The organism is Microbulbifer sp. VAAF005, assembly GCF_030012985.1.
In the GTDB taxonomy this organism is placed as follows: Bacteria; Pseudomonadota; Gammaproteobacteria; order Pseudomonadales; family Cellvibrionaceae; genus Microbulbifer.
Genome location: NZ_CP120233.1, coordinates 4,127,067 through 4,140,827 on the forward strand (window position 1 = coordinate 4,127,067; position 13,761 = coordinate 4,140,827).

Sequence of the window (13,761 nt, forward strand, 5' to 3'; positions counted from 1 at the left end):
TTAATACCCATCTCTATTTCCTGATTTATTCCTATTTTCCAGGCCAACGCCTTTACACTTCACCCACGACTTAAATAGCTAAAAATACAGGCACAGATCTGGTTGACTTAAAGCTGGCTTCAAGTTGTATCTTGAATTTGTGGATTCGCAGTAATTTTCAACAAGATATCGAGAGAGCTTTAGGAGGACCAATCAGTGACGAATTCTTTGAGACAGTGCGTTGAAGCACTTAAAGCGAATTGGCAGGGACTTGATACTTCATCAATTGTGAGATGTCGAGAAGCCCTGGGAAAATTGGCGGCATCAAGTTCTAATGAGGCATGGTTGGCTGATCTACACAGTCGCCAAGAACCCAGTGTAGAGTTATACCGGGATGAAGGTAAGGGTTTTATCTTGCTGGCTCATGTGGAGCCTCGTGGGCTCTATCGTCCACCACATAATCATGGCAATGGCTGGGTATTTTACGCGGTGCAACATGGTGAAGTGGAGATGTCTACCTATGGTTTGCTCAATCAAGACGACGGTGAACAACTGGTGAGCCGGGGCTGCTATCAAATGAAGCCCGGTGACTGTAGTGCGTTCTTACCAGGGGATATTCACGATACTCATTGCCTTTCTGAGTATGTGTTGATGTTTAGGTTGACCAGTTGTGACTTTAGCGAGGAGAAGCGTGAGGGACGTCTTAGGGTGTTTGCATCTTAAGCAAGAGTTTAACTATTGCCCGCTGGCCAGTTACTAACGGGCAATTATCGATTGGACGGTTCCTAAGGAGCCTCTGAATAACGCCGTAATGCCTCTGCGGGTCTTGAAGGCTGCAGATGTTAGGCGTAGCTCGCCGCGAATGGCTCTAGTCCTTTGTAAGAGCTGCAACGCAGCAGCTGTGGCCTTCAAGGCCCGCCCTTCGGGGCTTGCAGAGCGATTCACACTCCGCGTTGCGACTTCTTGAAAGGTCTAGACATTCCTGCAAAGCCGCGCCTTGATTGTGAACCGCTCTGCAAGCCAGAGGTATCATGGAGTTATTCAGAGGCTCCCTAAGCCCAGTTCAATCAAAACTTTCGATTAAAAATCGTAATCTCTATTATTGGGATATCATCCCAATATTGCCATTGCCCACTTGACTGGCTGAGATATTTCCATTGACTTCACTCTGTGAAATATCAATAAAATTATCCAGCCCATTTTGTTGAGATAAGGCGAAACTCGAAGTGCCCTCCTGAAATGCAATAGCCTCATTAAACATACCTTCCTGTGTGGTGGTGATGCTCATGAGTTCACCTTCTTGTCGAGAGGAAATGATATTGTCTGACCCGATCTGACTTGTTTGGGCGTAGCTGTTTTCATTGAATATTTGCCAGAGAGTGGCATTGTTGCCATCACCTAATTGGGTAACTTCATTAGTAAGGGACTCGCCAAAGTTCTGCAAGCTGGTCGCCTCATTTCCTGTTCCGTTTTGTGTCACGGTAGAGGTATAGAAGGTACCGCGTAGTTGAATTAGGACACCATCATTCAAGGTTCCTGTTTGGAGAAGTGAGCCTGAATGGAAGTCACCACTGGTGGCGCGAACAAACCCCATATTACTTTGTCCAGATTGGAACAAGTAGCCTGTATTGCCAATGGAGTCACTTTGGAAGAGTCTACCGTTATTCAATAGCCCCTCCTGATAGATTTCCCCATTAGTCGTAGTGGTAAGTATCTGGGTACTGAGTGCGGTCTGATTATCACCCAATTGCACAATTTGCACCGTGGTTGAAGTGCTTTCTTCTTGGCTGGCGATGGCGCTGTTACTGTCTCCAGTTTGCATTTGAAGTATGTAGCCCAAGGATGAATTCACAGATTGCATCGCTTCGGCAGAGTTGGAGCTACCCGTTTGCCTTTGTTCTATTAAGTTATTTTCAATGGTTAAGTCAGCTTGCTCGGCTGTTGCCAGATTGCTATCGCCGTATTGCTCTACAGTGGTAGTACTTGTGTCCGCGTGGCTAATAGTACCTAACAACAGAATTGTGGATGAAAAAAGGATAGGGTAAGGCTTCACAAAGATCTCCCTTTGTTGAACTAATCTGAGCTCTTTCCTGTTTGGGGCACGGGGTGCTAGCCAAAGGATAAATGACTGCTAGTTGCGGCTTATTACTGCTGATATTGCCGATCTAAAGTGTCGCCATGGAGTAAGGGAAATACTATGGGCCAGAAGTACTTTTATTTTGAGAGAAAAGTCACTGACAAAAGATTCAGGAATTGTGAAAAGCTGTATTTATCAGTTGTGGTTCCTGGTTAGGTTGGGAACTTTTTCTCACTTAGTCGATGGAAACTGCCGTGAGCTTTTCTATAGGTGACTGTTGACTAGGTAATTATCCTCATATTTTGATCCTGTATTGCTATTAGTAAAAATTTTTGCTGTTGTGGTTTTTTGTAGATTTAAAAACCTATAATTTCTGCTTTTTACGTGCTTTTGATCTTTAATTTAGATATTTACTCACTGGCGCACGCGGCCTGTGTCGATATGGTCACGAAATATTCTGTTTAAATCTGGAACCATTCCGTTTGGTATTTATCGAAACTGCTGAGTACGTATGGGGCTATTTGAACAGCGTACAGAAATAAAGTAAGTGTTTGTGATAATTACTAAAGGTGCAGGGGCAGTTGCACCCAGTTGAGTAAATAAAAACGGGGAAGGGGAGTGGGTTCCTTACAATTTAGAGCATCCTGGCAGTGTATAAATATTCATGCCAAGAATGCCTGCTCTATTTATTAATGCTTTCCGTTATACGTTATTCACACAAGCTCTTGATCTCTATTTTTGCAAATAATACCTGTCAGTTTGGTATTTGCCTCATCGCGTAAAACTTTAAATAGAACCCTAAAAACGACAATTGGAGATTCTATGAGCCATATTTTTATTCGCACAGCCATAGCATCGGCGCTGATGCTGGGCGCTCAAGGTTTGAGTGCGGCACAACCCGCCGACGACTACGTTGCGGGGCAGAGTTATACCGGTGGAAGCCAGGTTTGCTACGGGGGAAACTTATATAAAGCTCAATGGTGGGCAACAGCTTCTCAAGTTCCCTCGGATGCCCTGACAGCAGAAAACCGATGGGACTCCCCCTGGATTTTGGAAGAGTCAGGTGCGTGCGATACCAGTGGTGGCGATGACTCCAATTCCGGTGATGGTGATGGCACCGATTCTGATGATGATACTGATACCGGAAATAACGGTGATACGGATTCTGGTAACAATGATGATGCAGGTTCCGGCAGTGGTGGTGGCACTGGTGGCTCTGATGACTCCGATACTTATATTTCTGGTCAAAACTATCGCAAAGGCGAAGAAGTTTGTTACGACGGTGACCTATTTGTTGCCCAGTGGTGGGCTAATAGTGACGACCACCCCACCGATGCATTAACGGCTGAAAATACCTGGGGTTCCCCTTGGCTTCTTAAGGAAGCGGATGGTTGCTCCAGTGACGGTGGCTCCGATGATGACACCGGCACCGGTGGCAATGATGGCGGCAGTGATAACGACGATAACGACAACAGTGGCGATGGCAACGATAATTCTGACAGCACTCCCATTACGATAAGTGCTTCAGTGTCGCAGTCACAAATTACCGGTGGTGGCACTGTAATACTTGATGCCAGTGCCTCCGGTGGCGAGGGCAATTTATCTTACAGCTGGGCCCAATTATCCCCGGCCTCTCCTGAAGCAGATATTGCCTCTGCGACCAGCGCATCCACCACTGTTACCCTACCTTCAAGCACCTTTGATGTGAGCTATGTCTTTAGCCTGATCGTCAGTGATGGTGACTCTACTGAAGAAGCACAGGTAACCGTGCAAAACCTCGCTGTGGACGATACCGATGAAGACGACGATGATAATACCGATGGTTCTGAAAGCTCAGTAACCGCAAATATCTCGGCCTCAAGTATCAATGTTGGCTGTAGTGGAACGGTTAATCTGGATGGCTCCGGTAGCACCGGTGGCAGCGATATCTCTTACATCTGGAGCCAAACCAGTGGTCCGGTTGTAAAGATGACCAACTATACCGGCAGCGCTACCTCAGTGGCCCTGTCTGAGGTATACAGCGATGTAACCTATACCTTCCAGCTGACGGCTTCTGACTCCACTCAAGCCAGTGATGTGGACGAGGTCTCCATTAGACAGGATGGTTGTGCCGCAGCCGATGGCTATGTGATGGGCATCAGCGAACTGGAAGCTGCGGAAGAGTCGATTACCAGCAGTGATTCCCTGCTTCAGGAAGTAAAGGATACTGTTGAAACCCGAGACAACGCTGTGGTTGAGGCGGTACAACCTGGCCGCAGTGCAAACCCTGAAAATGTCCTCCGCGTTGAGAGCATCCTGTCTGAAGAAGATTGGGATTACCTTTTCGCCCTCAGAGCGGAAGAGTACACCTACACCAATTTCCTCCGTGCCGTAGCCAAGTTCCCAGCTTTCTGTGGTGACTATACCGATGGCCGCGATGCCGAGGCGATCTGTCGCAAGTCGATGGCGGTAATGTTTGCACACTACGCCCAGGAAACCGGTGCCCACGCAACAGGTTGGGAAGTGCCGGAATGGCGCCAGGGTCTGTACTGGTTGCGGGAAATTGGCTGGACTGAAGATACTTCCGGTGGCTACGGCGCCTGTGATGCCAGCAGCAGCTGGGCAGCGGAAGCATGGCCCTGTGCGATCAATGATGACGGTGGCTATAAGAGCTACTTCGGTCGCGGTGCCAAGCAATTGAGCTGGAACTATAACTACGGCCCTTTCTCCCAGGCGATGTATGGCGATATTTACACCCTGCTGGAAGCGCCGGAGTTAGTCGCGGATACCTGGTTGAACCTGGCCAGTTCCATCTTCTTCTTCGTCTACCCACAGCCACCCAAGCCAAGCATATTGCATGTAATTGATGGCACCTGGGAACCGAATAGTGTGGATCTGGCCAATAACCTGACTGCAGGATTCGGTGTTACCACCAATATTATTAACGGTGCGATCGAATGTAGTTCAGGTACTGAAGACTACCGCTCACAGTATCGGATCGAGTACTACCAGAGCACAGCGGAATACTTCGGTGTAGAAATTCCTGCAGATGAAGAACTCGGTTGTGCCAATATGGGGCAATTCCAGACTGGCGGTGCAGCCTCCCTGGATATTTACTGGGATAAAGATTGGGGATGGTCTGCGGATACCCCAAATAATGAGAGCTACGCATGTCAGTTGGTGAATTACCAGACTGCCTACTCAGCACTGAATGAGGGCGATTATGCCAAGTGTGTTGAAGGAAACTTTGATATGACCGTCGATTACCAAGACTAAAAACCACGGGGCTAAATAGCCCCCACTCAAACCCTTTCAGTGACCTGGTTCCCCCCGCAGCCAGGTCACTTTTTTATTACCTTTCCTTCGGTGTTATCTTTCTCTAAACCTATCTACAGGCATATACATTCCTGTTAGACAAAATTTTAATCCAGGCAGTTGGGGTTAGCCGTTGTAAAAGTGTTGGAGATCCATGTATTGGAAGATGTACAGGCATCGGCATTGGCATCATTAAGGTCGAAGCCAAGGCCAAAGCCGCCCGCATCAACTCTGTTGCCAGTAATAAGGTAATTGGTTTGCGCAAATTCCTGCATCAATATGCCGCTAAAAATAATATTTAAAACGGTATTTTGCGTAATAATACCCCCGGACGAACTGCCGATAACGATACCATTCTCTCCTGTGTTTACCCCTTCAGCTACAGGCTCTATGGTGTTTTGTGAAACGAGAGCATAGTCCCCTTGGATAACAATAGAGTCCCTCCAGTTACCTACAATTTCATTTGAAAGTATGCTGTTAAAATCCCCATCGGAAGAGATACCCATTTCGGTATTTAAAGAAATTGTAGAACTGCTAACAAAGTTGTTATTGCTGGTTAGGGAAATACCTATTTCGTTAGTTTGCGCTAGGATATTGTAAATTCCATGAAATCCCGAGTCCTCTGCGCTGACGCCGGTATAACAATTTTCAATAGTCCCGTTTGAGAGAAAAGCCCCCTGGCCAGACAAAATGATGCCAGTATTCAGCACGGGAAGTTCGGCACAGTGCACGGTAAACCCGTTCATATCCAGATTGCCGCTGGGACCGGATATGGTGATTGGCGGTGTGGCAGTGCAGAATAATATGTCTTCAGTCATTATTTCAGCGGTGGTAATGGTATCGCCGCACTGAACGTCGGCAAAAGATAGGGCTGGTAAAAGCACGGGTGCAAAAATGAATGGGAAATATTTTCCTGCCTGCATAGGGTTTCTTCTCTGTCAGTTGCTTTAAGGAAGCGCTTAAAAGAGATCCTTTGAACGGATCTTCTGAGAAAAATATAGATATGATTGATTGGTGTGTGAGGTAATAGGTGACGGAGATCAGGCGTGGGAAATGGGTGCATGTTATTGATGTTTGCATAGATTCCAGCCAAACAGGGAGGAATAATTAGCGGCTAAGAACTTCCTGGATCGGCTGTTTTTATACGTACAGATTACTCTTTTTATTCTGTGGTATTGTGCTTGCGCCTTGTGTATAAGGCGGAAATATACGATGGGGCTAATAAACTATAATGCCGCCGGATATCACAAAGGATATTGGCGGCATGGTGTTACAACATATTTAAGAGCTACTTAAAAATAGGGGTGCCGGTTTACTCCTACTGTGTGACCTGGGCAAAGTTGGCGCTGCCGATTTGGATCGTGAAAGAGGAATGACCTTCACCAGATTGTGATATCTCCTTGTAATGCCCTTCGCCAATTTGTAGGAGTGTGAGGGAATTATTCAGGCCACTTTGTGAGATCACTGCTTCATTGGAATTGCCAATTTGGGCAACATCTGCACTGAGAATAGTGCCATCCTGCTGTAGGCTGACGGTATTAGCTGTTCCGATCTGTGTAACCAGCAAGTGTACATCAAGCCCTAACTGATCAGTATCCACTGCATTTTGGCTTCCGAGCTGAGCAATCTCACCACTACTAATCAGTGTATTTTGGTCGGCCTCAACACTATTTCCTGAACCGCCTTGGGTAATGATTAGGGAGCCATCTTCAGATAGATTCTGGTTAGTAGTCGCTGTATTTAAGGTTCCTAGCTGGGCAATAAATACACTATTAGAGTTACTAATAGTCTGGGTAGTTTCAGCGGAGTTCTGAGTGCCAGTTTGTAATACTTCTGCACTATCAGAATTGGCATCCAGCTGAGAAATCTTCGCATAGTTATTACCTCCAATTTGGGTAATAGACCCTTGAGAGGTGTCGCTGTCGATTTGGTCAATACGGCCTGTATTTAATGATCCGACCTGAAGCAGAGTTCCAGTGCTACCAGACCTTAGCAGTTGCAGAATATTCCCCGTATTTGATACTCCAAATTGTTGAAGTGTGCCACTAGCAGAACTTATATTCTCCTGGTAAATTTCCGCAGAGTTTTGTTCTCCCACTTGAGTGGTGAGTGATGAGATTGAAGAGGTCACAACCTGTTGGGAGGTAGCGGTATTCGATACGCCGATTTGATTGACGATAATCGATCCGTCTGATGAGCTTCCCTGGCCAGCATTAGCGCTGTTACTATCCCCTGTCTGAGAAGTGTTGATATGCCCATTACTGGTATTTTCCTGGGCAGTCTCACTGTCATTGGCGACACCGATCTGGCTTTGCACGATGGTGCTTTCACTGGTTCCATCAATTTGGAGGGCATCCTCGCTGTTATTGACTCCAATTTGAGTTTGTACTATTAAGCTGTTGTTAACATCAGAGTCTGCATTATTGGCTGTGGCGGTATTACCTATGCCAGTTTGGTTTTGGATTACAAAATTGTTTTCGGCAAAAACCACACTGCTGATTGCCAACGCAAGTGAGCTAAAGATAAGTGGTGAGATTTTCATAAGTTACTCCTTTAAACTAAAAATCCCTAAATCATTGTCCGTTCAGTTACTGCTTCCTCCTTGTAAATCGAATTGACCACTGATATCCACTAGAGGCTCTGCCGATGAACGATACTGCATACAGAGCCTAATCCTGTGAGTTTTGGATATAACTATTGCTGCACACTGGCAAAGTTGGCATTACCAATTTGTAACGTAAATGAAGTTTGGTTTACATACACTTTGTGAAATTTCTTCAGAATGACAGCAGCCAATCTGGATTAATATCATCAAATTTCTCAGATCCGTATGGGTATTGTCTGCCTCATGGTACTGCCATTTTGTGTTACAGCGGTGCTCAGAAAGGCCCTACCTTGCTGTGAAGTAACAAAATTATTCTCGGCGATAGCAGCACTGCTGATGGTCAGCGCCAGGGAATCGGTAAGGAAGGAAGAGATTTTCATAAGATACTCCTTGACTACAAAATCTCTATGACAGCATATGGTGATGTTTAGGCGATGTGCTCATTAACTTTTGCATATTGAGTAGGTTAAGATGCCCAAAGGGCACCTTAACGAAAGTCTCTATCAGTCTACTGTATAAATGTAGCGCTATTGCCGTCTCCAAGTTGGGTAACACTGATAGCATCATTAAAGCCAGTTTGCGTAACCGATATGTAGTTACTGCTACCGTCTTGAGATAATGTTGCAGTGTTTTGCATGCCGCTCTGGGCCAACTCAATCAAATTCAAGTTACCTGCCTGCAGCATGGTTGCTGTCTCCATATCTCCATCCTGTGTTGAGGTAATTTCGTTCTCATCACCTTCCTGGGTGATATCCAGTGAGCCACTGAATGCTGATTGGCTAGCTGAAACCATATTCATATTTCCAATTTGTTCAACAGAGGATGTATCCGATGAACCGCTTTGTGTGACAGTAGCATCGTTTTGTGTACCGTCCTGGGAAATAATATTGGAGCTATTGTCAGTCGACGCCTGTAAGGCTGTAGCCATATTGGATGAGCCTGACTGATAAATTTCAATGTTGTCACTGGCTCCTGATTGTGTTGCCAAAGCCATATTATTGTCATCACTTTGGCTAATATAAATGTTACTTTCAAAAGCACTACTTTGTGTGGCAACCGCTGATTGATTATCCCCATATTGGTAGATGGATAATGTATTGTCTGCAGTATCAAAACTAGTAGCACTGGCAAAATTGGAGTCTCCGGACTGTACTACGATAGCACTATCGGAACTTGAGGTGTTTCTGTTAATTGAGGCATTGTTGAAATCACCAACCTGACTTATCAAGTCTGAATTGGTAAAGGAGTTAAGGTGAGATATCCCAGCAGCATTTTGTTGCCCGAATTGAATTGTGGTAGCGCTGTTACCAGAGCTTGCTGTGTTTTGCAATGTAGTTGAAATATTTAAGTCACCGGATTGGGTAATGACTACAATATTGCTGGAACTCGTGTCCTGAGTACTAGTAGCCAGGTTTTGATCGCCATACTGGCTGATTGAAATAGAATCAGAATCTGAGGAGGTTTGTTCAGAGCTGGCAAAGTTAGTGTCACCATTCTGGAGGATTTCACTGCTACCGTTTGAAGCGGTTTCCTGACTGGTTAAAACGATATTGTTATCCCCGACCTGGAGTGCTGATGCCGTAGTGCTGGTTGTGGCATCTTGTGTCGAGGTGACACTATTATTATCCCCCTGCTGTGTTTGATAAATGGCGCCGCTGACATTGCCATTAGTTTGACTGGCATCAGCGTCGTTGTTATCACCAATTTGTGTTTGCACAATAAGGTTATCAAATACGGTCGGATCACTTTGATCAGCTGTCGCGTTATTATCTGTACCCATCTGGTTCTGGATGACAGTATTTTCCGCATAGGAAATCCCACTGATCATAAAGGATAAGGCCGTGGCTATAAGGGAATAGGTCTTCATTGGATAACTCCTTTACCAATTTGGACTTTGGGTGGTAAGCATATACTCTGCCTTTAACATCCATATAAAGGCAGAGTGTTTTTCGTGTTTCTACGAAAAATTATGTGCGGTCAATAATGATTGGGAATCTAAAGTGGAGGCTAGTACATAAAAAATATCACTCTACTACACGATGATATGGTTTAAAGCCATAGTTTGGGTTGTTAGCCATTTGATTTATAGCGTCAGATCAATCAAAGGCTACTTTAATTTTTGTCGATGAATTGGTATGTAGCTATGAGAATTTAGTTTGGCAAAGTTAGGAATAAAGTCGAGTTTATGTTTTGACTGACTACGTACTGGGCTGATCTATATTTTATAGATTGACAAGAATATAGGGAGGTTGCGCCCTGATGATCACATCAGCTCACCGATCAGCACAGCTTTCGAGACAACCTTGAAAGGGCTAGGTTATTGCTGCTGGTAGTTTGCGCTGTTGTCACCACCTATTCGTAGTATGTCAGCACTGCTATTAACCCCCAGTTTGCATCATTTGTATAAAGTTATTGCTACCAATTGGGGAGAGTTCGACAGTATTTTGTCTCCCACTCTGGGTTAGACTGAGCCTATGATCGCTACCTATTTGGTGAGTGTAGAGGTGAGTCTCTTCTCCACTCTAAGTGACGTTTAAACTATTAATATATCCCTCCTGCAGTAGTTGCAGTTCGCTACTTGTGCCGCCCAAATTCACTGTTTTAATATTACTACTGCCGAGTTGATTAATAATGACCTCATTATTAGCTGTAGAGATAAGACTAATATCGATAGTGTGCCTGGCCCCAGCTTGTATAATCTCTACTTTGTCATTATCACTAACACTGTGAATTAGAAAAACCTGGTTGTCCGCACCAACTTTCTTGATATAGTCTATGGCCGAGTTTGTCGTGCTAATAAATACCTAGTTTTGATTGGTATCACCGATTTGAGCGGAAAGTGTACTATTATTAGAGCCATTGTTTGAATCTAGTATTGTTGGTTTGTTACTAAGTCCTATCTGATGAAATTGCATTTCTCCATTAATAATATTACCTTGTGAACTAGTGGCAGAATTTTCTGTGTTTTTTTGATAGATAGAAATAGAAGCATTTTTAGAGTAGGTTTGAACACCTTGGGCGTTATTTTGATGGTCTAACTGGATATAGTTAAAATGGCTGTTAGTAATGGAGTCTTGTAGTGAACTTCCCTGGTTGCTATCGCCAATCTGGTAGCCAATACTAGTAATATCGCTTTGGTCAGTAGTGGCACTGTTAGCGCTACCCTACTGATACAGTGATGTACTATTTGCTTCAGCCAAAGAATTTGTGGCAATAAATGAAGATAGAGCGACGTAAATACCAGCCTTGGTGTACATGATAATTCCTTTCTATGACCGAACATTAAGTAACAGTTTCCCGAAGTTAGTACTTCTATCATGAGTAAATTTTATATAAATAACCTAAGTTTTTCATAATAAGCTGCATGCACTAGCTGGCGAATAAAATCGTACTTTCCAAAATTGGATCAGAGTATGGTGTTCTGGATTAAATGCTAGTAATCATTAAAAAGTAATTGTGCCAGCTTAAGATTCTATTTTTAATCGTTGCTATCGATATGGCTGCGCTAGCTTCTTCAAAAGAATGACGTAGTTTTTTATTCGTTCGAACGTCAATTATTTTAGGCAATTTTTCTTATGGTGGAAGCTATTATTGCATCCAAACTTAGGGGACTCAGTATCTCTGTGCTGAGATGTATTCTTTATTCTGAACTGATAGGAGTTGGATGTGAAAATTAAGCAGTCTGTAGATAAGGTGGCACTATTAGCGATAATGGCTTTTTCGGCGTCTTCATATTCATCAATTGCCTTGGCTGAAGTGGCTTGTGGCGATGTAATTACAACTGCAGAAGTGCTCACTGAGGACTTATCTTGTGATCTAACTACCGATGAACCTGATGCACTTACTATTGTCGGCCCAAGTGGCAGCTTAAATATGGGCGACTATTCCCTGACCTGTACTACAGGAGGAGACCTAGGTGGTGCAGGAATTCGAATCGAAGGCAATGGCGCCACCCTCACTGGAGGCGTTATAGATGGCTGTTTTGATGGAATTTTCTTAGAGGGAGAGGGGTATCACAAAGTACTTGGTACCGAAGTTGTTAATAGTGTTAATGATGGGATAGATATAGATAGTATTTACAATACTATAAATGACTGCGTTATTACTGATAGTGGTAGAGTCGGAGTCGATATGGATGATGACTACAATACTTTTTCTGGCTGTACCGTAACAGGTAGTGTTGCCGACGGAATCCAGGTGGATGATAGTTTTTCACGAGTTTTTAACAACACTTCAAGTGGAAATGGAGGAGCTGGTATTCTGATAGAAGGATCGTCAAATAATGTGATATCACAGAACACAACTACCGATAATGGCAACGGTGATAGCCAAGATGGTGGTATAGTTCTTATTTTTACTAATTCCAACTTCAATATTATTTCTGCGAACTCTTCTCTTGGTAATGATCCTTTTGATCTGAGGGATACAGTTGACCCTGATTGCAGTGGTACTAATATTTGGGTAAACAATGAATATCTCACTAAAGATCCAGATTGCCTGGATTGAAAATTTTTTTCGAGCGAGTCTTTTTTCAAAGTCTCTTAAACTGGTGGCTACATCTTGTAGGATTTCATAGCGGGCTTTATTTAACTTGTCTATAAAATTTATCAATCAGTTGTCTATTGGGAGCTTGTATGTTAAATATATGAGCTTCCTTTTTTGTGATTAAATTCTGGTAGAGTTCTACTGTACTTTCACATAAAGTAAAAAGCGTTCAAGATCAGTAGCTTATATAAGGCTCTCGAGTACGTGGCTGGTAGCATTTTCTTTCATTAGATGTTGTTGTATAAATCAAATTATACTTTTTCCTTAATATTAAAGCCTATGGTTCATCTCTTCCGGATAGCTGCATTTTTTAGTGGTTAATGCCTTGAAACTGTCCGATATTGTAAGCAATATTCCAGTTTTGTACGGCTCGGCTGTAAACATCCAATGTCCTTGTAATTTGTACTATAGATTCTGATTTCATCCATAGCTTTACGGTAGTTCGACGTTTTTCTTTCTTAGCGGAAGTGGGTGGTTTTCTTACATCAATAATATCCACTTGGACATTATTGGAAATCAGCAGATGCCTCACCATCGGATAGGCATGCCACAATAAAATAACTGCCATCGTGTGCCTTAGCGATAGCGGGCAGCATGACATTACTCAGATCGCTGACATCAGACGCTAGCTGCTTGGCCTTTAACGTAAGAACCTTGGCTGCTTGTAGGAGCTGGGTATCAGAAAAGGATTGTCCTTCATGACCAAACTGGTGGGAAAGTTGATCAGGCTCAGCAGGCAATTGATGGAAACGCGCTATGGCAACCAGCGCATGCAATCCTGTGTCGATCCCTGAAACTGCCTCCATCTTACTACTACGCCGCAACATCCATGTTAAATACAACTTTATAGCAAGCAAAAGCCCTGCTATACCATCTGCCATCCCGGAATCATTCCAGAGCGCACGCAGTATAAACAAACTTGAGAATCGATCTCAATAAATAGAAAATAAAATAAAATAAAATAAAATATAGTTTATGTGACTAACTTATCAGTCATTGTGTAAACAATTCACTTTCTTCGTCGGCCTATGATCTTGCCCCGTTTTAACGGGCACCAAAGTCAAACAGACGAGGTGTCCGTTAAAAGGGGCAAGATCAGTAGGTTTTTGTTCGTTTCGACATACAATGTTCTTTGGTTCAAAAGAGGAAGCTGATGTTTACGTGTACTACTGATCCAGAAGGAATACACTGTTTCTGAGGGCTGCTGTGAATGCACATCGGTAAGCTCGTATTTGGCATCCACAGCTCATACAGCCTTAAA

General features: G+C 43.8%; 10 protein-coding genes. 3 read left to right on the forward strand and 7 right to left on the reverse strand.

The window, feature by feature from the left end:
• Positions 1-195 precede the first annotated feature (195 nt).
• Positions 196-702, forward strand: a complete 507-nt coding sequence (locus tag P0078_RS18520) for a cupin domain-containing protein (protein ID WP_282931387.1) — start codon at positions 196-198, stop codon at positions 700-702.
• 376 nt (positions 703-1,078) lie between these two features.
• Here P0078_RS18520 and P0078_RS18525 read toward each other — a convergent pair whose 3' ends face one another.
• On the reverse strand, positions 1,079-2,032 hold the full coding sequence (locus P0078_RS18525) for a hypothetical protein (RefSeq protein WP_282931388.1): 954 nt from the start codon (positions 2,030-2,032) through the stop codon (positions 1,079-1,081).
• Between the two features lie 846 nt (positions 2,033-2,878).
• Between P0078_RS18525 and P0078_RS18530 the strand changes: the two genes are divergently transcribed.
• Entirely contained in the window at positions 2,879-5,311 is a 2,433-nt protein-coding gene (locus tag P0078_RS18530; RefSeq protein WP_282931389.1) for a glycoside hydrolase family 19 protein, read from the forward strand.
• Between the two features lie 146 nt (positions 5,312-5,457).
• Here the strand turns inward: P0078_RS18530 and P0078_RS18535 are convergent, their stop codons facing one another.
• From P0078_RS18535 to P0078_RS24660, 5 genes are all read right to left on the reverse strand, one after another.
• A complete protein-coding gene (locus tag P0078_RS18535) occupies positions 5,458-6,273 on the reverse strand; it encodes a NosD domain-containing protein (RefSeq protein ID WP_282931390.1) in 816 nt (271 codons plus the stop codon).
• Positions 6,274-6,668: 395 nt separating this feature from the next.
• Positions 6,669-7,892 carry a hypothetical protein gene (locus tag P0078_RS18540; protein WP_282931391.1) on the reverse strand — a complete coding sequence of 408 codons (1,224 nt, stop codon included), beginning with the start codon at positions 7,890-7,892 and terminating at the stop codon, positions 6,669-6,671.
• A gap of 278 nt (positions 7,893-8,170) precedes the next feature.
• Positions 8,171-8,335 (reverse strand): hypothetical protein, encoded by a 165-nt coding sequence (locus tag P0078_RS18545; protein ID WP_282931392.1) that lies wholly within the window; start codon positions 8,333-8,335, stop codon positions 8,171-8,173.
• Positions 8,336-8,463: 128 nt separating this feature from the next.
• Positions 8,464-9,822, reverse strand: coding sequence for a hypothetical protein (locus P0078_RS18550; RefSeq protein ID WP_282931393.1), 1,359 nt, complete (start codon positions 9,820-9,822; stop codon positions 8,464-8,466).
• Positions 9,823-10,333: 511 nt separating this feature from the next.
• Positions 10,334-10,444 carry a hypothetical protein gene (locus tag P0078_RS24660; RefSeq protein WP_353057086.1) on the reverse strand — a complete coding sequence of 37 codons (111 nt, stop codon included), beginning with the start codon at positions 10,442-10,444 and terminating at the stop codon, positions 10,334-10,336.
• A gap of 1,177 nt (positions 10,445-11,621) precedes the next feature.
• Between P0078_RS24660 and P0078_RS18555 the strand changes: the two genes are divergently transcribed.
• Positions 11,622-12,461, forward strand: a complete 840-nt coding sequence (locus tag P0078_RS18555) for a right-handed parallel beta-helix repeat-containing protein (RefSeq protein ID WP_282931394.1) — start codon at positions 11,622-11,624, stop codon at positions 12,459-12,461.
• A gap of 545 nt (positions 12,462-13,006) precedes the next feature.
• On the opposite strand, the gene P0078_RS18560 is transcribed toward P0078_RS18555, so the two are convergent.
• Positions 13,007-13,381 (reverse strand): cysteine peptidase family C39 domain-containing protein, encoded by a 375-nt coding sequence (locus tag P0078_RS18560; RefSeq protein WP_282931395.1) that lies wholly within the window; start codon positions 13,379-13,381, stop codon positions 13,007-13,009.
• Between the last annotated feature and the right edge of the window lie 380 nt (positions 13,382-13,761).

Coding starts and splice junctions, on each gene's coding strand:
- P0078_RS18545 (WP_282931392.1), bottom strand. CDS start 8,335: ATGAAAATCTCTTCCTTCCTTACCGATTCCCTGGCGCTGACCATCAGC.
- P0078_RS18560 (WP_282931395.1), bottom strand. CDS start 13,381: ATGGCAGATGGTATAGCAGGGCTTTTGCTTGCTATAAAGTTGTATTTA.
- P0078_RS18550 (WP_282931393.1), bottom strand. CDS start 9,822: ATGAAGACCTATTCCCTTATAGCCACGGCCTTATCCTTTATGATCAGT.
- P0078_RS18530 (WP_282931389.1), top strand. CDS start 2,879: ATGAGCCATATTTTTATTCGCACAGCCATAGCATCGGCGCTGATGCTG.
- P0078_RS18535 (WP_282931390.1), bottom strand. CDS start 6,273: ATGCAGGCAGGAAAATATTTCCCATTCATTTTTGCACCCGTGCTTTTA.
- P0078_RS18540 (WP_282931391.1), bottom strand. CDS start 7,892: ATGAAAATCTCACCACTTATCTTTAGCTCACTTGCGTTGGCAATCAGC.